The sequence below is a fragment of the Gordonia sp. IEGM753 genome, assembly GCF_050321825.1.
Lineage (GTDB): Bacteria > Pseudomonadota > Gammaproteobacteria > Pseudomonadales > Pseudomonadaceae > Aquipseudomonas.
The window spans coordinates 1-19,732 of sequence record NZ_JBNQGB010000005.1 but is presented as its reverse complement, the minus strand read 5'-3'; the positions used below and the strand labels follow the sequence as shown (position 1 = coordinate 19,732).

Sequence of the window (19,732 nt, the reverse complement as noted above, 5' to 3'; positions counted from 1 at the left end):
GCGTCTAATATCGCGACAGTTGTTTCAGTCTGAGACAAGCGTAGTCAACACGTGCCGATGTTCGTAAAGCTAAAGTTACACCACGGGTCGCCGATACATTCCTTACACCAAAAACGATCAGGGAATGACGAAATGGCAATTTCTTTGAACACTGCCTTCATCCAGCCATCAGCCACTCAGCTCGCACAATCCAACCAGACGCTCACCGCGCAACCGCTGACTGATGATCAAAAGGACGCGTTGGTTAACGCCAACCCAGCGGCTGTTTACCACCCAAGCGATGAAACACCCGCTTCGAGCCCGCCGATCGTCGCGATCGAAACGTGGATCGGTCGATTACAGCCACCGGATTTCCCGCAGGTAGCCGCCCGGCACCAGGACGCTCATCAGTCGCTCAAATCATCCTTCGAGGATTTCAAGTCTTCGCTGGCAGATACCTTTCCGGAACTCGCTGACAAAAAATTCGGTTTTACCGTCAACGCCGATGGCAGCCTTAAAGCGATCGACAGCAGCGGTCAACTGACTGCGGCCGACATGAGCCAACTGAACAAACTGCTGAATGCATCAGACGACCTGAAATCGGCAGCGAGCAATTACCGTGACGCCTCCATCGACCTGGTGAACGCTGATTCCCCGTGGGGTGGCAGTTATCTGGGCGGTTACAACCTGACCAAGGACAACTTCGCCAACACCATCGATTTGGGCGCCTTGTTCACGCCCAAGGGCTCGCTGCCAACTCCTGAAACCTTGGCGGGCTTTTCTCTCAGCAGCTGTGGAGTAAAGGCGAACGCGCAACGCAGGAAACTGAAGCGACGATGCTGGCAGCACGCGACGCCAACAAAATCGTCGAGACCGCATGAAGCTCCCATAGCGCGGTCGTCAGGTCGGGGCGCAACGCCCCGATCCGCTGAAGCTTCACGGATTGGCCCGGCCTGAAAAATCAGTCTCTTTAATCTCAGTCCGCGTCGCGATTTGCGACAAAGCTCCAGTTCCCGTCATCCTCCTACCTTGCCGAACGCCCGCCGACAAAGGCTTGGCCGGCCCTTGCGCACAGTTGGCACAGCCATTGCGAAAGCCCCGTTCTCACGAACAACAAGAGGCCTCGCCATGTCCCTCCCTTATCTACTTCCCGCCACGTCGGCATTCATCCAACGCGCGCCGCGCATGCTGATCGGCGGCGATTGGGTCGAGGCCGCCGATGGCCAGACCATGCCCCTGCACAATCCGGCCACCGGTGAAGTGCTGTGCGTGGTGCCACGCGCGACCCCTGAAGACGTTGACCGCGCGGTGCTCGCGGCACGCCAGGCGTTCGATGATTCAGCCTGGACGCATACCCGCCCTCGCGAGCGGCAGAACTTGCTGTGGAAACTCGCGGACCTGATGCAACGCGACGCCGAATTGCTGGCGCAACTGGAATGCCTGAACAACGGTAAAAGCGCAGCAGTTGCGCAGGTCATGGACGTGCAGCTGTCCATCGACTTCCTGCGATACATGGCAGGCTGGGCGACCAAAATCGAAGGTTCCAGCGTTGAAGTGTCGCTGCCGCTGATGCCCAACGATCAGTTTCACAGTTTCATCCGTCGCGAAGCGGTGGGCGTGGTCGGCGCCATCGTCGCCTGGAACTTCCCGCTGTTGCTGGCCTGCTGGAAACTTGGCCCGGCGCTGGCCACCGGCTGTACCGTGGTGCTCAAGCCTGCCGACGAAACCCCGCTGACGGCCCTCAAACTCGCCGAGCTGGTACTGGAAGCCGGCTACCCCGAAGGCGTCTTCAACGTGGTCACCGGCACCGGCATCACCGCAGGTTCTGCACTGACTCACAATCCGCTGGTCGACAAGCTGACCTTCACCGGCTCCACCGCGGTGGGCAAGCAGATCGGCAAGATCGCCATGGACTCCATGACCCGCGTCACCCTGGAACTGGGTGGCAAATCACCTACCATCGTGATGGCCGACGCCGATTTGAAGACTGCTGCAGCAGGTGCCGCCAGCGCGATTTTCTTCAATCAGGGCCAAGTGTGCTGTGCGGGTTCGCGGCTGTACGTGCAGCGCAAACACTTCGACAATGTGGTGGCGGATATCGCTGATATCGCCAATGCGATGAAGCTCGGTAATGGCCTTGATCCAAGTGTCGAGATGGGTCCGTTGATCTCAGCACGCCAGCAAGAGCGGGTTTACGGTTACATCGAAAAGGGTCGTGAAAGCGGCGCGACGATTGCCTGCGGCGGTGAGCAATTTGGACCGGGTTTTTTCGTCAAACCGACGGTGATCGTCGATGTCGATCAGAAACACTCGTTGGTGCAGGAAGAGATTTTCGGCCCGGTGCTGGTGGCGATTCCGTTCGATGACGAGGCGGATGCGTTGCGCATGGCCAATGACAGTCCCTATGGATTGGGCGCGAGTATCTGGTCCAACGATCTGGCAGCCGTGCACCGAATGATTCCGCGCATCAAGTCCGGTTCAGTGTGGGTCAACTGTCACAGCGCACTCGACCCGGCACTGCCATTTGGCGGGTACAAGATGTCCGGGGTTGGGCGCGAGATGGGGTATGCGGCGATCGAACATTACACCGAGCTGAAATCGGTGTTGATCAAGCTTTAATCCTCCATGCCCACAACATCTCCTGTGGGAGCGGGCTTGCTCGCGAATACGACGTGTCAGTTGATACATGAATGACTGACGGTCTACATTCGCGAGCAAGCCCGCTCCCACATTTGAACTGCTCCCATCAAGGCTTGAATCCCTGCGCCAACAGCCATCCGCGAACCCTCCTCCCCTGCTCTACCGTCAACCCGGACAGCGCCTTCTCGGCAGGCTCGTTACGCAGTCGCCGCACAAGCGGTGCCAGCTCAACGCCTTGCACATGCCATATTCCTAATGGTTGATCCGCCGTGATCACCACTTCGGCCTCATCGACAAAACCATCCCTGAGCACCGGCGCACGTTCGATTTTCAACGAGGCAAAATCCGTGGGTGCGTGCGCCAATTCAGCATCCGGCCACTGCCGTCGAGCTTGCCAGAATGGCTGCTGCATCCAGCGTTGCTCATCGGCGTAAAAGTCCCGACCGATTCGCGCAAACCGCAAAAACAATTGTTGCACCCGTTGCTGATGAAAATGTTGAGCCAACGCTGCGCGCTCGGGTTTGCGCAACAGTGTATTGATCACCGTCGGCGCCTGCAGCGCCGAAGATAACGACTGAAAAATCCCGTTGCCCGATAACGGGTCCACCGCCATCGCGGCATCGCCGACCCGTATCCAGTTGTCGCCACACACCGTTGGGCAAAGAATCGCCGTGCTGCTGCGAGCGTGCAGTTGTACTTCGACTTCAGGTTCGTCACCGAAGAACTGTTGCGCCAATGCCGAGCCCCGACGCTGCCGATGGCAGTAATCGAGCAACAGCGCCTTGCCCGGCAATTGGGCACTGGCCACGTCCACCGTCCACTGCCAATAACAGTGGCCGTCTGCGCGCCGCGCCATCCATGCCCAACCGCCCTCAAGGCTTTCTACGGCGCTGGCCGTTGTACCCGGCGTGCCTTGCCAGCGATTCAACAGGCTCACCGTCTCTGGCCCGCGCAGGCCTTTGCCCAGCGCTGGCGCCTGACGCCCGCGTGCCTCTACCAAAAAACTGGCAGCCAGCGCTTCGTGACCTTCGACTTCGATTCGATGGCCCGTCGTTGAGCGTTGGACGGTCAGCACCCGACCTTCGATCAACACAACGCCTGCTGACCGCAAGTCCTCACGCAGACCACGGTCGAAAACCGGGCGGTCCAGCAAGAACTCAATGTTCTGCGCATGCTGCTGACCGTTCCACGACACTTGCCGTTGAGAAGGCAGCGCGGCATCCGCCAACGCGTGATGCAGGCCCGCACCGCGCAAGGCATCCAGCACTCGCACGGAAACGCCTTCAAGCGCATCAAACCGGCGCCACTCGCTGACCAGGGTCACGGGAAAACCAAGCTGTCGCAACCCCAATGCAACAGCAGCACCGGCCGGCCCGGCGCCCAGGATGACAATCGCAGTCATGACTCGAGGCGCCGTTCCGGGCCGCGATAACGGGCGTTTTCGCGCAGCCACTGGAGAACGTCATCATCACTGGCATCAGGTTGCGCAACCAGAAAACCGGCAATGTGCCCGCTTAAGGCCGCGCACCCAAGGCTTGCGCCCGATTGTCCTGGATAGGTGCCATGCACACACGCCGCGAAATCGGCTTGAGCGCTGTTGAGCCACGACCACTCCTGTTCTGCGCAACGGGCGTCGCCTGTCACCCGCAACACGCCTGGATAATTAGCCGGGAACACGCCGTCACCTTGAGCCGGACTGGAGGCGCACAGCAAGACGCCACGCGCAATAGCCGCCGCGCAAGCCTGGCGCAACAGGCTGCGATCCTGACGCAGGCCAAGGCTCAGATTAATCAGCCGCACGTCCTGGGCCACCAGCCAGTCGATTGCCGTGGCGATCTGCAAGGCGCTGGTGACCCCGCGATGGTCGAAGACCTGGGCAACACAAAAAACCGACGACGGTGCGCGCCGACTGATGGCCTCGATGACCGCACTGCCATGACCGAGCGCATCGTCGCGCACATCGCTTTCAGCCAATCCATCTTCCAGCAGCGAAAACCGCCGCCCGGCGATTACCTGCACCTGTTGCGCCGCCGAGTGGCCACTGTCTACCACACCAATACGCAACTCAGGCTTCATGCAGCACCGCTTTTGAAATGAGCAGACCGTCGAGTAACTCGAAGTGCACATCGGCATCCGCCAGGGTTGAAGGACGATGGCTGATAAGGATCCGCGTACGCCCCGCGAACAGTCGATCAATGGCCTCGATGACTTCGCGCTCGGTGGCTTCGTCCACTGCCGAAGTCGCCTCGTCCAGCACCAGAATCAGCGGGTCTTGCAACAGCGCCCGGGCAATTGCGATTCGCTGTTTTTGTCCACCGGACAATTGCTGGCCGCGCTCACCCAAAGGGCTGTCGAGGCCTTCGGGCAACGACGCGATCAAGCTGTCGAGTTGCGCCAGCCGCGCCACGTCAGCGATGGCCTGGCGACTGGCGTCCGGCACGGCGTAGGCAAGGTTGTCGGCAAGGCTGCCGCGAAACAGCACGATGTCCTGGCTCACCACGGCAATGCGTCGACGCAGCTGAAACAGGTCCAGTTCGCGCAGGTCGACATCACCCAGCAGGACACGACCGGACTGCGGATCGTGATGGCGCTGCAGTAAGTCGATCAGTGTCGATTTACCCACGCCTGATCCGCCGCTCAGAGCGACTTTCAAGCCGTAGGGAATGCGTGCTTCGATGCCGCACAGCGTCGTGGTGCGGCCAGGATGGCTGAAGTGCACATTGTCGAAACGCAGTTCGCCGGACGTCGGCATCGGTTTGGGTTCAACCGGTGTGAGCACGGTGGGCTCTTCGCCGCGCAACTCCATGACTCGCCCGAGGCTGACGGTCATGCGCTGAATCGCAACGTACAGGCCGAGCAAGCTCTGAACCGGCCCGACCGCCATGCCCAGATAGGTCGAGAACGCGATCAGCGCACCCAATTGCCAAGTGCCCTGCACCACCCAATAACCACCGATCAGGAATGCACAGGCACGTGACAGTGAGGTCAACGTTCCGGGCACCGCCTGAGTGAAAAACTCGGTCACTTGCAGGCGCAGCAACTGGCTCATGTAGCCCTGCCCAAGTGCCTGCAGCCGCTGCGACTCTCGATGTTGCTGCCCCGCCGACTGGATGAACTTCATCACCGGCAAGGTCTCGACCATAAACGATGACATGTCTGCAGAGCGCTCGCGCAATTGCCGCACATCACGTTCGACCTTGCGCCGCATCCAGCGCAGCCAAAGGACGTCGAGCGGGATCAGTACTAGCGCCAGCAACGACAGCTTCCATGACAGGGTCAACAACATTGCCACGGCACACAACAGGCCGATCACGCTGGAGACCGCCGAGAACAACGAATCCACAGCGAAGCGCTGGATTTCCGCCACGTCGCCATCCAGACGCGACATCAAATCGCCGATGCGCCGCTGGCCGTAAAAACCCGGTGAAAGCGTTTGCAAATGCCGATAAAGATCATCGCGCAACGCAAACAGGATTCGCCCGGAGAGCCGGGTGTGCAGGTATCGATTGATGCCCGACAGCGCTGTACCCAGCAGCCCGGCAGCGATCATCAGTACGGCAATCAGCACCAGTTTCGGGAAATTTCGCGCCAGCAAGCCATCGTCGATCAATAGCTTGGTCAGCCATGGTTGCACCAACACCAGCAGCGAGGCGCACACCGATAAGCCGAGCAGCCCGGCAATCGCCAAACGGTGTGGACGCACAAAGCTGTAGAGCCAGCGCAAGGCCTTTTGCAAGGCTTGCGGGTTCTGGCTGTCGATCAGCCGCACGATCAACCGTTGCATCATGAGCGCAGCTGTTTGAGCTTGCGATACAACGTCGCGCGACTGATACCCAAGGCATCGGCAGCGGCCGAGACATTGCCTTGATGGTTGTCCAGCGACTGGCGAATCAACACCAGCTCATTCTCGCGAATACTCCCCGATTGAGCGCGCTCGGTGGCGTTGAGGTCGTCGAGCATGCTGTCGGGCAAATGATCGAGGGTGAGCACGGTGTCTCCCGGCTCGCGCATGGCCAGCGCCGTGCGCAGTACCATTTCCAGTTGGCGGATGTTACCTGGCCAGTGATAGCCGGCGAGCAAACGGTTCAAATCGTCATGCAGGACAACGGTGGGCGCGTCCAGTTTGGCCAGCAATCGAGCGAGCAACCCATTGAAGTCATCGCGCTCGCGCAAGGCTGGCAGCATCACGCTGATGCCGTTGACGCGGTAGAAAAGATCTTCACGAAAGTGTTTATCTGCGACCAGTTGCTTGAGATCGCGGTGGGTGGCGCAGATCAGTGCGACGTCGATGTCCTGTTCTTCACCTGCCCCCAGCGGCGCCACCTTACGGTCTTGCAGCACACGCAACAGTCGGGCTTGCAAGGCCAGCGGCATGTCACCGATTTCGTCGAGAAACAACGTGCCGCCATGCGCCTGTTGCAGGCGACCGACCATGCCGCCGCGCCGTGAACCGGTGAAGGCACCTTCGCGATAGCCAAACAGTTCCGACTCGATCAAGCCTTCCGGAATGGCCGCACAGTTCACTGCCACGAACGGTTTGTCACAACGCGCGCCGGCCATATGCAGGGCACGGGCAATCACTTCTTTGCCGGTACCGGTTTCACCCAGCAACAACACCGGCAACTCATTGGCCAGCCCTTGGCGAGCCATGCGTAGCGCACGCGCGTAACGCGCGTTGCTACCGGCTAGCGATTCGAGATCGGGTGGCGCCTTGGCGGTTTTTGCAGTGCTGCGCGGCGGGCTACTGACGTTGATAGAGCGCTGCGGCGCGCGCAGGGTTTTGTAGAAAAATTCACCTTTGGCGGTCTGCAAGCTGCCGACGCCGCCATGCTGCAGCCGCGATAAAAGCTGCAGTCCATCCACACCTAGAAACTCTTCGCAACGACGTCCCACCAGCGCCGAGCGCTCGGCGTGAAGCAGTTGGCAGGCTTGGGTACTGACGGCAAGAATCTGCCCGCCCAGGCTGACAGCCAACAAGCCTTGCCAAGGGGATTCCAGGTACTGCCGACGGCTGTGGAAAGCCAGCACGATCTGATCCGGATAGCTGGCGTTGAACACGCGGCTTTCTATCTGGCTGACGGCCATGGCCAGCAACGCGGAACTGTCGTGAACACGGCCGAGCGGACCTTCGCGGGTCAGGTCGAGGACGCCGAGAATGCCACCTTGTGGGCAATGAATAGGGACCGAGGTGCAGGAGAAATCGCTAAGGCGATCAAGGTAATGCTCACCGCAGTCAATCATCGTTGGCCGGGCTTCGACCAGTGCGGTGCCGAGGGCATTGGTACCGCGCGCGGCTTCACTCCAGCAAGCACCGAGGGTGATGTCCTGCAGGCCGCTGCCTTTGAGACGGTCGGCCCGGCCTTCGACGGCGAGGATAGTTGCATCGGAGTTGGCCAGGATAATCAGCCCTTCCTTGCCCTGGCGTTCGGCCAGGTAATCGATGGCCGGCAGTGCGGCATCGATCAGCAGCCGATTGCTTGCCAGCAGCGCGTCCAGACTCGCGCTCGATTCCAGCGCCAGTTCGTGCTTGCCGTTGAAATGCACACCATGGCTGAGGCTGCGCCGCCACGACGCATCGATTTCTGCCCGCAGCACACCATCGGGGACTTCGCCCTCAAGATGGAGTTTTTCCCGGGCCAACCGGGCTTCGCGATGCAGCTTGAGTGGTGGTGTTTTTATTAGCGTCATCAAGCGCTCCGGGTCGGTCCGCCCTGCGCTTTTTTTAAGTTCAGCGCCCTGTCGCAATGTTTACGTTAACGTCAGGGCGATGGCAAGTGCCTTACGGCGTTTGGCGTCTTTCACAGTGCAGCCGGTTTACTGTTCGTCGTCGGCCCGTCCCTTCGTCGGAAGGCCCACCAGAGCAGGCTCGCTCCTGTGTTGATCACAATACTGGGGCGGACAAACATCCCCTGTGGCAGCTAGCCTGCCAGCGATGGGGCCAACCAGTCATCGCCAAATCTAGTGTTGCCACACGTGCGGCCCGACAAAAAACGCCCGCGCATTATCCTCCAGGCTTTCCAGGTGATAACCACCCTCTTGCACAATCAGGCACGGCAACCCAAGGCTACGAATCCGCTCACCCAGCACAGCGAAACCCTCTCTTGTCACCGCGACTTTGCTTTGCGGGTCCAGCTCGAAAATGTCGAAGCCCAGCGCCAGCACCAACACCTCGGCACCGAACTGGGTTACCGCCGCCAACGCAATCTCGAGTTGCGCCAGGAAATGCGCTTCACTTGCCCCATGCGCCATCGGCAAATTGAGGTTGAAACCCTCTCCCGCACCCGCGCCTCGCTCATCATCAAACCCGGCCACACCCGGATAGAAGTTTGTCGGATCGCCATGCACTGACACGTAGAGCACGTCACTGCGCGCGTAGAAAATCTCTTGAATGCCCTGCCCGTGATGCATGTCGGTATCGAGCACCGCGACACGCGAAAAACCGCCTCGCAGCACCTGCGCCGCAACGGCCGCGTTGTTCACGTAACAGAAACCACCCGCCGCTTGTGCCCGGGCATGGTGACCCGGCGGACGGCACAACGCGTAGGCAGCAGCTTCCCCCTCAAGCAATGCCTGCGCACCGGCAATCGCGCTTTGCGCCGACCAATAAGCCGAGCGCCAGGTTTGCTCACCTACCGGGCAACTGCCGTCGGCCAGATAGCGGGCCGCTTGCGCAAGAATTCCGCGCAGCGCATTGGGCTCACGGACGAAGATGTTCGACATCACTTCATCGCCCCAGTCTTCGGGTATTTCCTTCCAGCGCTGATGTGCTTCCTGCAAAAACGCCAGGTAAGGCGCACCGTGTACCGCCAACAGTGGCTCAAGTCCCGCATCCCGCGGTTGCTCGACATTGAAACCCAGTGAGTGAGAAGCCTGCACCAGCCGCTGCGCGCGCTCCGGCACTTCCTGCGGCGTGCGCATTTGTCCACGGGAGTAATAGCTACGTGGATGGTGAAGTAATTGTTCTGGGTGGAAAAAACTGCGCATGGCGTTCTCCTTATTCGACTTTCTCAGCGCGAGACAGCACTGCATTGAGCAACACATCGGTGCCCTGACGCACATCTTCGGGCAGCACATCTTCCGCTTCGTTATGACTCAGCCCGCCGACGCACGGGATAAACACCATCGCCGTCGGGCAGTACCGCGCCAAGTGGATTGCGTCATGCCCGGCGCCGCTGACAATCGATTGCTGAGCGTAGCCCAGTCCATCTACCGCACGCTGCACGGCCGCTACGCAATCGGCATCGAACGGTGTGGCCGGGCTGATCCAGTGTGGCGTGATCGTCACGCTCAGGCCCCTCACCTCGGCTATCGCCTGAAGCCGTGCGCGCACCTGCTGCTCCATCGCCTCAATGGCTTCATCGCGATGGTGACGCAGGTCGACGGTGAAGTTAACCAACCCCGGAATGGTGTTGCGCGAAGACTTGTTGATGCTCAATTCGCCAACGGTGGTCAGGCCTTCGGGAGCGAAATCGCTGGCCAGGCCTTCGATGGCCTGGATCATTCGCGCCACGCCGTACAAGGCGTCCTTGCGCAACGGCATCGGCGTGGTGCCGGCATGCGCAGCCATGCCTTCGACACGTACATCGAGCCAGCGAATCGCCTGGCCGCCGCTGACCACACCGATACTGTTGGCGTTGTCCTCAAGAATCGGTCCTTGCTCGATATGCGCTTCAAAGTATGCGTCCACCGCACCGCCCAATGCACGTTCGCCGCCGAGACCTGCACGTTGCAATGCCTCGGCGACACTGATGCCAACCACATCACGCACCGCCAACGCGGTATCCAGTTGCATGATGCCGGTGAACACCGCAGAGCCAAACATCGCTGGGGTGAAGCGTGCGCCTTCCTCATTGGTCCAGACCGCCACTTCCAACGGTTTTCGAGTGCGAATGCCGAGATCGTTCAGGCAGCGCACCACTTCCAGTCCAGCGAGTACACCGTAGACGCCATCGAAGCGTCCGCCTTCGGGTTGCGTGTCGAGGTGGCTGCCCATCATCACTGGCGCCGCATCAGGATCGGCGCCCTCGCGACGCGCAAACAGGTTGCCGATGGCATCCACGCTCAGGGTCATGCCCGCTTCACGGCACCAGTTGGAAAACAATTCGCGACCGGCCATGTCTTCATCACTGAGGGCCAGGCGGCAGCTGCCGCCACGTGCGGTGGCGCCGATTTCGGCCATGGCCATCAGGCTCGCCCACAAGCGCTCGCCGTTAATTTTCAACATGAGTGACTCCTTGAATGGTTTGATCAAGCGTTGGCTATTTCGCAGCGCTTTGCGCTGGCACATGGTGGCGCCCTATACGCGCAGAACCTGCGACACCGGTTCACCGCTGCGCAGTCGTTCCAGCAGACGTGGCTCGGCGCGATCCGAGGCCAATGCCTGATCGATAACGCCGGCGGCTGTTTGCCAATCGAGAAACATCACCCCGTTGTCGTCTGCCAATACCAGATCACCCGGGCTCACGGTCACGCCGCCGCACTGAATCGGCTGATTGATTTCACTGTCACCACGACCGTGCAATTTTGTCGTCAGCAAACTGGTGCCCCGCGCGAATATCGGCAACCCGGCCTCGCGCAGTTCGAGTAAATCGGTGACTACGCCGTCGACCACAATGCCCACCGCACCGGCGCAACTGGCGGCGCAACAGGTGACGGCACCGACCGGGGCGTGCTGCCGGTCGCCGCCGGTATCTATAACCAGCACGTCGCCGGGCTGGATGAGCGCCAGAGCCTGGTTGACGGCAATCGCATCGGCGCCTACCAGCCTCAGGGTCAGCGCCCGACCGACTACTTTCACATTGGGCACCATGGCCCGTAGTCGAGCGTCGGCAAACCCCGTCTCCAGAAAATGCCCCAACGTCGCGAAGCTGACAGCCTGGAACTGTTCGATCAATTGCGGCTTATTCATGTTGCGACTCCTGGACAATCAACTCGGCCACACAATCGATTTCCAGCGCCACACCCCACAGTGCCACGCACACGGTGGTGCGAGCCGGTGGCGCGTGACCAAGAAACTCGCGATACACAGCATTGAAGGGCTCCAGTTGTGCGGGATCGGTGAGGTAAGCGTTGACCTTGATCACATGGCTGAAATCCGAACCGGCCTCCATCAGGATTGCCTGCAGGTTGCGCAAGGTTTGTCGTACTTGTTCGGTGAAATCTGCGGGCTGGTCATCAAGTCCGCTCTGGGCCGGAATCTGTCCGGCGGTGAACACCAGATGGCCGCTGACCACCGCTTGGGAATAAGGCCCGACCGGGCCGATGAAGCCTGGGGCCGACTGAATTCTGCGCATGGGATTGAACTCCGGGGATCAGGCCACTGCCGATTTAAGGGATTTGCGAAGGGGTTGATCGCCCGCAGATGTTGCCGACGGGACTTCACTGATGTCTTTCTTGAACGTCTCGGTCAACAGCAGCAGGGCCAGTAAGGAAATAAGCGCTGAGCCGATCATGTACCACGCCACCGAAGACCCATTACCGGTTGCGGCCAGCAAAGCGGTGGTCACGATTGGCGTCGCTGCACTGCCAAGCAGCCCCGACAACATGTAGCTGATGGACAGGCCGGAATAGCGCACACGAGTGCCGAACAGCTCCGCGAGGAACGTCGCAATGGGCCCGTAGTTGGCGGCGAATGCTGTCATCAATAGCAAGTAGCCGAAGATCACCAGTGGCAACTCTTTGGTGTCCATCAACCAGAACATCGGGAACGCCACCAGTGCTTCGGCAACGATGCCGGCGACAATGATCGGTTTGCGTCCGTAACGGTCCGACAGCGCACCGAACACCGGCAACATGACGATGCAGTAAGCGCACGACAGCAACACGACGCCGAGCATCACACTGCGGCTGAAGCCAAGATTTTGCGTGCCGTAGGTCAAACCGAAGGCGACGATGATATTGAATGAAGCGCCGGTCGACATCGTGGCGATACCGCCCAGCACCACTTGTTTCCAGTACTTGCGGAAGACTTCGGCCAACGGCAACTTGACCTGAACTTCCGCCTCTTTGACTTTGTTGAAGGCCGGGGTTTCGCTGATATTCAGACGAATATACAAACCCACCGCAATCAGCAATACGCTGGCCAGAAACGGAATACGCCAGCCCCAGGCCAACAGGTCCTCGGGCGAAAGGCATGCGGCGATCACCAGAAACGCCAGGTTGGCGATCATGGTTCCCGCAGGAACACCAATCTGCACCCACGAACCGTACAAACCGCGCTTGTTGGCGGGCGCATGTTCCACCGCCATCAACACCGCCCCGCCCCACTCGCCACCGAGCGCCAAGCCCTGGATGACCCGCAGCAACAGCAACAGGATCGGCGCCCAGATACCGATCGCCGCATAGTTGGGCAGCAGCCCTATAGCGAACGTAGCGGCGCCCATGGTCAGCAGCGAAATCAGCAACATCGACTTTCGCCCCAGCCGATCACCGAAGTGCCCGAACAATGCGGCGCCGACAATGCGTGCCAGGTAAGCCGAGGCAAATGTACCAAACGCCAACAGCGTACCAATCAGCGGCACGAAGTCCGGAAAGAACACTTTGTTGAACACCAACGCTGAGGCAGTCGCGAACACAAACAGGTCGTACCATTCCACCGTGGTCCCGATGACACTGGCCACCGCCACTTTTTTCATGCTGATCGGTGTTTCGGGAGCTGCGTCAGACTTTTCTACAGGCGATAGATCGCTCATTACTGTCTCCAGGAGTTCGTCGAGAACTCGTTTATTTAATTGTTCTAACTGGCAGTAAAACGTTTGAGGCGAGGATTGTTGTTGTGTCTCGCCCAACTAAATGGGCGAGTTCGCAAGGCGATATTTATATAAAAAGACCGATCAATAGCCCAATGCCCGGTCAGCACAATTCAATAATGGTTCACCGATGTTCAACCGGCGAAAGTTTTCTGCTACTTGTTCGGCAATACAATCGTGGGAAGCGGCCGAAGCCATATGCGGCGTGATCGTGACGCCGGGCATTGTCCATAGCCGGTGCTCTGTCGGCAGCGGTTCGTGATCGAACACATCCAGCAACGCACCGCGTAATTTCGCGCACGCAAGCGCTTGTTCGAGGTCATCGATATTCAGATGACCGCCGCGACCACAGTTGATGAGTGCGGCGCCATTGGCCAAGCGCTCGAACGTCGAGCGGCCGAGAATGCCGCGCGTTTCATGGGTCAACGGCAACAGGTTGATCAGCAGTTCCAGGCCATCGAGGAAAGGGTTGAGCCGGTCCGCTCCGGCGAACGTTTGCACGCCGCTGATACGCTTGTCGCTTCGCGCCCAGCCTCGAACGTCATAACCGGCGGCGGCCAGATCCACTGCAATCGCGCTGCCCAACGACCCAAGCCCCATCACCCCGACGGTGTACTGTCTTGCCGCCCGCTGCAGCGGGCGCTCCCAATGCTGTTGCCGTTGCTGGCGCAGCACTTGATCGAAGCCGCGATGATAGTGAATGACCGCCCAGCGCACGTACTCGGTCATGCCCTGCCGATGACCGGGATCAACAACCCGGCATACCGGCAGATCCGGGCACCAAGGGTCGTGCTCCAGATGATCGATACCCGCCGCCACGGAATGAATCAGTTGCAGGTTGGGCAACGCGGCGAGGCTGCCCGGCAGGGGAAACCAGCACGCGGCAATCTGCGCATTCGCCGCCAACGGGTCTTCTGCCAACACCGCGGTAAGCTGCGGCGCGCTGCGGGCGAATGCAGCCTGCAATTGCTTGAGCAGCAGGCTATCGCGGGACAACAAAACCACGGTATTCATGACAGGTAGGACTCACGCTGGGATTGGATCAGGGTCAGGGCGGCCTCCCAGGCCAGGTCGATTATGTTGTCCTGCTCATCGCGGTCAAATTGTTCGGCGGTGTGAGCGCAGACTTCTGGCGACGGGTAATGCAGCTCGCAGCCACCGGCCAACGCCTGGACCTGCGCCTGGCAGGCACGCTCCAGAAAGTGAATTTCCTGAAAGGCCTGCGCCACACCAGCCCCCCCCACCAACAAACCGTGATTGCGCAAAATCATCGCTCGATGCGGCCCCAAATCGGCAATCAATCGCTCGCGTTCGTCCAGCGATAACGCAATACCTTCATAGGTGTGATACGCGAGTTTGCCGTAGAACTTCAGCGCATGCTGACTGATCGGCAACAAGCCTTGCTTCTGCGCCGCGACGGCCATACCCGCAGCGGTGTGGGTGTGGATCACGCAGTTGAGATCCGGGCGGGCCATGTGGATAGCCGAGTGGATGACAAAACCCGCGGCGTTCACGCGGTGCCCTTCATAAGCAGGATCGACGACCCGCCCTTGCTGATCGATGCGCACCAGATCGGAGGCGCGCATGCGGTCAAATATCACCCCATAGCGGTTGATCAGAAAGTGATGCTCAGGCCCCGGAATCCGCAGGGTGATGTGGGTGTCGATCAGGTCGGTCATGCGAAAGTGCGCGACCAGTCGATACAGCGCAGCCAGTTCGCAACGAGCCTGCCATTCAACCGGACCGATGTGTTCAGGTTTACTCACGAATACACCTCTTTGACAGCGTGGGTGACGACCGGGTTAGCGCGCAGGCGGGCCAGGCCGCAAACACCGATCAGGGACAGGGCCGACAGCAAGGTGAAGAACACCGCCAACGGCAACCATTGTCCGGAAAACTTGCTCGCCAGCAGCGTACCGATCAGCGGCGTGGTGCCGCCGGCCAGGGCGCAGCTCAATTGGTAGGCGATAGAAATGCCCGAATAGCGCAGGTGCACCGGGAACGCCTGGGTCATGTAACCGGCAATCACCGCGTACAACGCCGACAGAATCACCACAGCGAGTGCAATGCCGAGTGTCATCAGCACGATGTTTTGCGTGCCCACCAACAGGAACATCGGGTAAGGCGTGACCATGCACAGCAGGGCAACAAGTTTGAGGAAGCGCCCCTCGCCGATACGCTCGGCCAGCAGCGCAGAAAGCGGTTGTGACAGCAGTTGAATAACGGTCACCAGGAACAGGCAATCGAGAATTGTCGAGCGCGCGATCCCTTGATACTGAGTGACGTAAGTAATCATGAAGGTATTCGTGAAAAAGAACCCGGCCGAACCGATTGTGACGGCCGCAGCAGCAAACAGAATCTGCCGCCAGCAGGTGCGGATCACGTCCTTTACCGGATACTCGGCAGTCTCGTTATTGTCGCGAGCCTTGGCGAATTCCGGCGACTCATGAACGCCGGAGCGGATCATCAGACCCACCATCATCAGCACGCCGCTGGCGAGAAATGGCAGACGCCAGCCCCACGCCAGGAAATCCTCAGGCTCAAGCGATGTGACGATGCGAAAGGCAACCAAGGCCAGCAGCAAGCCTGCCGGACTACCAAGTTGAGCGAAGGAGGCGTAGAAGGTTTTGCGTTTAGCCGGTGCGTGCTCGCTGGCCATCAGCACCGCACCGCCCCATTCGCCACCGACCGAAATACCCTGAATCAAGCGCAATGCAATCAGGCCGACCGGTGCCCAAATGCCAACACTGGCGTAACTGGGCAACAGACCGATGCCGGCAGTTGCCAGCCCCATCAGCGTCATGGTCACCAGCAGCATTTTCTTGCGGCCGAGGCGGTCCCCCAGATGACCGAAAACCATGCCGGCCATGGGACGTGCGATGAAACCGACAGCGAAACTGCCGAAGGCGGCGAGCGTGCTCATCACCGGGTCTTCGCTGGGAAAAAACACTTGCCCAAGCACCAGCGCCGCCGCAGTGGCGTAAATGTAAAAGTCGTAGAACTCGATGGTCGTGCCAATAAAGGCTGCGGCCGCGGCTCGTCGCGGTTGAGGCGTAGTGTGCATGCAAGGACCCTGTGTATTTATAGTTTTGGGCAGGTACTGAAGGCTGTTTACGGTCGCACTCTGTGGCGCTTGTGGGCTTTATCGCTTCCATGCCAGGATTAGTCAATTTTCAAATTCTTATCTTTACTATTAGCGCTGCTACTACATGGAATTGTCATGACCTCTTCTAACCCTTGGGTTGGCCGCCGCTTTCTGAACGATCGCCTCGACTGGAACCTGTTGCGCACCTACCTGGTAATCGGCCAGGAAGGCAGCATGAGCCGGGCGGCAGCACGTTTGCACATCACGCAATCAGCGGTCAGCCAAGCGTTGAAACGGCTGGAAGAACAGTTGGAATGTGTATTGATTGCGCGCAGCGGACGACGCTTCGATTTAACGGAAACCGGGGAGGAAGTCCTGCGAATTGCCGCGGATATCTACGGTGATATTTCGCGACTCGGGACAGTGGTGGAGAGCCGGCATGACGATGTGGTGGGCAAAATCCGCATCCTTACAGTAAGTGGCGTGCAGGCGCGGCACTACGATGAGTTCCTGGCAGACTTCCACGAAACACACCCGAAAATCGAGTTGGAAGTCGAGGTGATGGGCAGCTCGAACATCATTAGTTCGCTGCTGCAAAAGACCGCGACCATCGGTGTTGGCCTGTGCCGATTACCTCAGCCACGGTTGGAGCAGCGAGTACTGTTTCGCGAGCGTTATGCTTATTTTTGTGGCCAGCGTCACCGATTGTTCGGGCAACAGAACCTGACACTTGAGCAACTCGCGGCGGAGAACTTCGTGAGTTTCACCAGCGACCAATTAGGCGGTAACCTTTCGCCGCTGACATTGTTTCGCGACCAGCAAGGATTTACTGGCAAGATCGTCGCTTCATCGACGAGTTTCGAAGAAATTTACCGCTTGATTTGTGCAGGGTACGGAATTGGTTGCTTGCCCACCCATCTGGTCAGGCGAGATGTTGAACAGGGTTTGCTGTGGCGTTTGCCACCCGAGGATGGCGTGGTCGATTTCGATATCCAGCTGCTATGGAATCGTGAGCAGAAGATGAGTCAGGCCGAAACCGTGTTCCTCGAAAGCTTCCAGCACATGCTCAGCATTCGTGAGCCTGTGCTGTGAAGCCATGATCCGTCAGACAGGAGGATCACCTGGCGCTTTGCTCGGAGCGGCGTATTGGGGCTTGAGGTGTCCATCCTGATCGAGCAACCAGGCGTCCATGATCTGCCGCACCACGGGGCCTGCAACACGGCCACCCGCCTCGCCGTTTTCGATCATTACCGAAATCACAATCTTGGGATGTTCAGCCGGGGCGAATCCGACGAACAAGGCGTTATCGCGGTTACGCTCCAGTGTTTTCGCCCTGTTATAGCGCTCGCCCTGTTTGATCGCGACCACTTGCGCGGTACCACTCTTGCCTGCAATCCGGTATTGCGCGCCAACCGCCGCCGCCCGCGCAATACCGCGCGCGTCGTGCATCACCATTTGCATGCCATGGTTGACCTGTTCCCAATCACGCGGGTTCTTCAGCAGAATATTCGGCATCGGATTTTCATCCACTGGCGCGACTCCATCGACTGTCTTCGCCAGGTGCGGACGATTCCAAACGCCCTTGTTCGCGATCAACGCAGTTGCTTGAGCCAGCTGTAGCGGCGTTACCTGCATGTAGCCCTGGCCGATGCCCAGGATCACCGTTTCACCAGGGAACCACGGCTGGCGACGCGTGGCACGCTTCCAGGCTTGGGACGGCATCAGGCCCGCAGACTCTTCAAACATGTCCAGCGAGACTTTCTCACCGAGGCCGAACATTGCCATGTAATCGTGTAATCGATCGATACCCAGCTTGTGAGCGAGGTCATAGAAGTAGGTGTCGTTGGACCGCATGATCGCCGCGTCCATGTCCACCCAGCCATCACCGCTGTGGTTCCAGTTGCGGTACTTGTGGTCGAAGTCTGGGAGTTGGTAGTAACCGGGGTCGAAAACGCGGGTTTGCGGGGTCACTACACCGGAGTCGAGGCCCGCAATAGCAACTTCTGGTTTGATGGTCGAACCCGGCGCATAGAGGCCACGCAACACGCGGTTGAACAGCGGCCGATCTATAGAGTCATGTAGCGCTGCGTACTCTTTGAAGCTGATGCCAGTGACGAACAGGTTGGGGTCAAAACTGGGTTTGCTGACCATCGCCAACACTTCGCCAGTCGAGGGGTCGAGAGCAACCACTGAACCGCGACGATCACCTAACGCGTCTTCAGCCGCTTCCTGAAGTTTGACGTCCAGGCTCAGGACGATGTTTTTGCCGGGAATCGGATCCGTGTGCTTGAGCACTCGCAGTACGCGACCTTGGGCATTGGTTTCAACTTCTTCGTAACCCACATGGCCGTGCAGCTCGGATTCGTAGAACTTCTCGATACCGGTTTTGCCAATGGATTGGGTGCCTCGGTACTCGACAGAATCCAGAACTTTGGATTCTTTCTCGTTGATACGACCGACGTAACCGATCGAGTGCGCAAAATGCGCGCCCATCGGGTAATGGCGCACGAACTGAGGTTCGACGTCGATACCAGGCAAGCGGAATTCGTTGACCGCAAGTACGGCAATCTGTTGTTCACTCAGCTCGTAGAACAAGGTGACAGGCACAAACGGATGTCGCGCTTGCTTCATTGCCTTGTCGAACAACGTGCGATCTTCAGTTGGCAAGTGCAGAAGGCTGACTACCTCGTCCAGCTCGCCTTTGACATCGGAGGCGCGTTCGCGAGTGATGGTCAGGTTGAAGCTGGGCCGGTTGTCTGCGAGAAGCACGCCGTTACGGTCATAGATCAAACCCCGTGTCGGGGTAATCGGCAGCACGTGAACGCGGTTGTTTTCGGAGATAGTTGAGTGGTAATCAAATTCGACCACTTGCAATACGTACATACGCACGACCAGCGCACACGTAATGGCGACAACAAACAAGGCGCAAGCCATGAGCCTCTTGTTAACCAGGCGCGTCTCTTTTTCGTGGTCCTTGATAGGTATCGGTTCAGGCATTTCTACTGCAGCTCTTCGACTATAAAAAAAGGTGCGCCGGTCCGTAGGCTTTAAATCAGTCCATTAAAAAACGAGCTGCACCATACCAAAAACTGCGCAATCACTTTAGTTCGATTTCCTCTAAGGGTTGTCCTTGAAAGCCAAAATGATGATCGGACAAGGTCACTCGTCTGTCGCGCCCACGTTCCTGCGGGCAAAACAAAACCCCAACTGCTTTCGCAATTGGGGTTTCGGAATTTAATCTTGACGATGACCTACTCTCACATGGGGAAACCCCACACTA

Annotated in this window: 16 protein-coding genes; 3 read left to right on the top strand and 13 right to left on the bottom strand. The window is 59.0% G+C overall.

The window, feature by feature from the left end; translation table 11 throughout:
- The first annotated feature begins 51 nt into the window (after positions 1 to 51).
- Both ACQR3R_RS22355 and ACQR3R_RS22350 read left to right on the top strand, forming a co-directional pair.
- A complete protein-coding gene (locus ACQR3R_RS22355; RefSeq protein WP_428275418.1) occupies positions 52 to 936 on the top strand; it encodes a hypothetical protein in 885 nt (294 codons plus the stop codon).
- A gap of 171 nt (positions 937 to 1,107) precedes the next feature.
- The gene (locus ACQR3R_RS22350; protein ID WP_428275416.1) at positions 1,108 to 2,598 is read left to right on the top strand and encodes an aldehyde dehydrogenase family protein; all 1,491 of its coding nucleotides are present in this window, start codon (positions 1,108 to 1,110) and stop codon (positions 2,596 to 2,598) included.
- A 127-nt stretch (positions 2,599 to 2,725) separates the two neighbouring features.
- Here ACQR3R_RS22350 and qhpG read toward each other — a convergent pair whose 3' ends face one another.
- The 12 genes from qhpG to ACQR3R_RS22290 all read right to left on the bottom strand — a co-directional run bounded on the left by qhpG (position 2,726) and on the right by ACQR3R_RS22290 (position 16,431).
- Positions 2,726 to 4,021 carry a flavin-dependent monooxygenase QhpG gene (gene qhpG / locus ACQR3R_RS22345; RefSeq protein WP_428275415.1) on the bottom strand — a complete coding sequence of 432 codons (1,296 nt, stop codon included), beginning with the start codon at positions 4,019 to 4,021 and terminating at the stop codon, positions 2,726 to 2,728.
- A complete protein-coding gene (gene qhpE, locus ACQR3R_RS22340; protein ID WP_428275413.1) occupies positions 4,018 to 4,695 on the bottom strand; it encodes a subtilisin-like serine protease QhpE in 678 nt (225 codons plus the stop codon). The genes qhpG and qhpE overlap by 4 nt, the downstream gene beginning before the upstream one ends.
- Positions 4,685 to 6,406, bottom strand: coding sequence for an ABC transporter transmembrane domain-containing protein (locus ACQR3R_RS22335; RefSeq protein WP_428275411.1), 1,722 nt, complete (start codon positions 6,404 to 6,406; stop codon positions 4,685 to 4,687). The genes qhpE and ACQR3R_RS22335 overlap by 11 nt, the downstream gene beginning before the upstream one ends.
- Positions 6,403 to 8,307 (bottom strand): sigma 54-interacting transcriptional regulator, encoded by a 1,905-nt coding sequence (locus ACQR3R_RS22330; RefSeq protein WP_428275409.1) that lies wholly within the window; start codon positions 8,305 to 8,307, stop codon positions 6,403 to 6,405. Before ACQR3R_RS22330 ends, ACQR3R_RS22335 begins: the two co-directional genes overlap by 4 nt.
- Positions 8,308 to 8,577: 270 nt before the next feature.
- A complete protein-coding gene (locus ACQR3R_RS22325) occupies positions 8,578 to 9,603 on the bottom strand; it encodes a histone deacetylase family protein (RefSeq protein ID WP_428275407.1) in 1,026 nt (341 codons plus the stop codon).
- A gap of 10 nt (positions 9,604 to 9,613) precedes the next feature.
- A complete protein-coding gene (locus ACQR3R_RS22320; protein ID WP_428275405.1) occupies positions 9,614 to 10,843 on the bottom strand; it encodes an allantoate amidohydrolase in 1,230 nt (409 codons plus the stop codon).
- Positions 10,844 to 10,915: 72 nt separating this feature from the next.
- Positions 10,916 to 11,527, bottom strand: coding sequence for an RraA family protein (locus ACQR3R_RS22315; RefSeq protein WP_428275403.1), 612 nt, complete (start codon positions 11,525 to 11,527; stop codon positions 10,916 to 10,918).
- Positions 11,520 to 11,912, bottom strand: coding sequence for a Rid family hydrolase (locus tag ACQR3R_RS22310; protein WP_428275401.1), 393 nt, complete (start codon positions 11,910 to 11,912; stop codon positions 11,520 to 11,522). Before ACQR3R_RS22310 ends, ACQR3R_RS22315 begins: the two co-directional genes overlap by 8 nt.
- Before the next feature lie 18 nt (positions 11,913 to 11,930).
- Positions 11,931 to 13,310 carry an MFS transporter gene (locus tag ACQR3R_RS22305; RefSeq protein ID WP_428275399.1) on the bottom strand — a complete coding sequence of 460 codons (1,380 nt, stop codon included), beginning with the start codon at positions 13,308 to 13,310 and terminating at the stop codon, positions 11,931 to 11,933.
- Between the two features lie 141 nt (positions 13,311 to 13,451).
- Positions 13,452 to 14,381 carry an NAD(P)-dependent oxidoreductase gene (locus tag ACQR3R_RS22300; protein ID WP_428275397.1) on the bottom strand — a complete coding sequence of 310 codons (930 nt, stop codon included), beginning with the start codon at positions 14,379 to 14,381 and terminating at the stop codon, positions 13,452 to 13,454.
- Complete coding sequence (locus ACQR3R_RS22295; protein WP_428275395.1) at positions 14,378 to 15,133, bottom strand: class II aldolase/adducin family protein; 756 nt, start codon at positions 15,131 to 15,133, stop codon at positions 14,378 to 14,380. The genes ACQR3R_RS22300 and ACQR3R_RS22295 overlap by 4 nt, the downstream gene beginning before the upstream one ends.
- On the bottom strand, positions 15,130 to 16,431 hold the full coding sequence (locus tag ACQR3R_RS22290) for an MFS transporter (RefSeq protein ID WP_428275393.1): 1,302 nt from the start codon (positions 16,429 to 16,431) through the stop codon (positions 15,130 to 15,132). Before ACQR3R_RS22290 ends, ACQR3R_RS22295 begins: the two co-directional genes overlap by 4 nt.
- Positions 16,432 to 16,587: 156 nt before the next feature.
- Here ACQR3R_RS22290 and ACQR3R_RS22285 point away from each other — a divergent pair, with 156 nt between their 5' ends.
- Positions 16,588 to 17,544 carry a LysR substrate-binding domain-containing protein gene (locus ACQR3R_RS22285; RefSeq protein WP_428275391.1) on the top strand — a complete coding sequence of 319 codons (957 nt, stop codon included), beginning with the start codon at positions 16,588 to 16,590 and terminating at the stop codon, positions 17,542 to 17,544.
- A 12-nt stretch (positions 17,545 to 17,556) separates the two neighbouring features.
- On the opposite strand, the gene mrdA is transcribed toward ACQR3R_RS22285, so the two are convergent.
- On the bottom strand, positions 17,557 to 19,386 hold the full coding sequence (gene mrdA / locus ACQR3R_RS22280; RefSeq protein WP_428275389.1) for a penicillin-binding protein 2: 1,830 nt from the start codon (positions 19,384 to 19,386) through the stop codon (positions 17,557 to 17,559).
- Positions 19,387 to 19,732: the final 346 nt, after the last annotated feature.

Excerpts from the sequence above, each read along its gene's own strand:
- ACQR3R_RS22315 (WP_428275403.1), bottom strand. The coding sequence starts at position 11,527 with ATGAATAAGCCGCAATTGATCGAACAGTTCCAGGCTGTCAGCTTCGCG.
- ACQR3R_RS22285 (WP_428275391.1), top strand. The coding sequence starts at position 16,588 with ATGACCTCTTCTAACCCTTGGGTTGGCCGCCGCTTTCTGAACGATCGC.
- ACQR3R_RS22350 (WP_428275416.1), top strand. The coding sequence starts at position 1,108 with ATGTCCCTCCCTTATCTACTTCCCGCCACGTCGGCATTCATCCAACGC.
- ACQR3R_RS22290 (WP_428275393.1), bottom strand. The coding sequence starts at position 16,431 with ATGCACACTACGCCTCAACCGCGACGAGCCGCGGCCGCAGCCTTTATT.
- ACQR3R_RS22300 (WP_428275397.1), bottom strand. The coding sequence starts at position 14,381 with ATGAATACCGTGGTTTTGTTGTCCCGCGATAGCCTGCTGCTCAAGCAA.
- ACQR3R_RS22320 (WP_428275405.1), bottom strand. The coding sequence starts at position 10,843 with ATGTTGAAAATTAACGGCGAGCGCTTGTGGGCGAGCCTGATGGCCATG.
- qhpG (WP_428275415.1), bottom strand. The coding sequence starts at position 4,021 with ATGACTGCGATTGTCATCCTGGGCGCCGGGCCGGCCGGTGCTGCTGTT.
- ACQR3R_RS22335 (WP_428275411.1), bottom strand. The coding sequence starts at position 6,406 with ATGATGCAACGGTTGATCGTGCGGCTGATCGACAGCCAGAACCCGCAA.
- mrdA (WP_428275389.1), bottom strand. The coding sequence starts at position 19,386 with ATGGCTTGCGCCTTGTTTGTTGTCGCCATTACGTGTGCGCTGGTCGTG.
- ACQR3R_RS22330 (WP_428275409.1), bottom strand. The coding sequence starts at position 8,307 with ATGACGCTAATAAAAACACCACCACTCAAGCTGCATCGCGAAGCCCGG.
- ACQR3R_RS22325 (WP_428275407.1), bottom strand. The coding sequence starts at position 9,603 with ATGCGCAGTTTTTTCCACCCAGAACAATTACTTCACCATCCACGTAGC.
- ACQR3R_RS22305 (WP_428275399.1), bottom strand. The coding sequence starts at position 13,310 with ATGAGCGATCTATCGCCTGTAGAAAAGTCTGACGCAGCTCCCGAAACA.
- qhpE (WP_428275413.1), bottom strand. The coding sequence starts at position 4,695 with ATGAAGCCTGAGTTGCGTATTGGTGTGGTAGACAGTGGCCACTCGGCG.
- ACQR3R_RS22310 (WP_428275401.1), bottom strand. The coding sequence starts at position 11,912 with ATGCGCAGAATTCAGTCGGCCCCAGGCTTCATCGGCCCGGTCGGGCCT.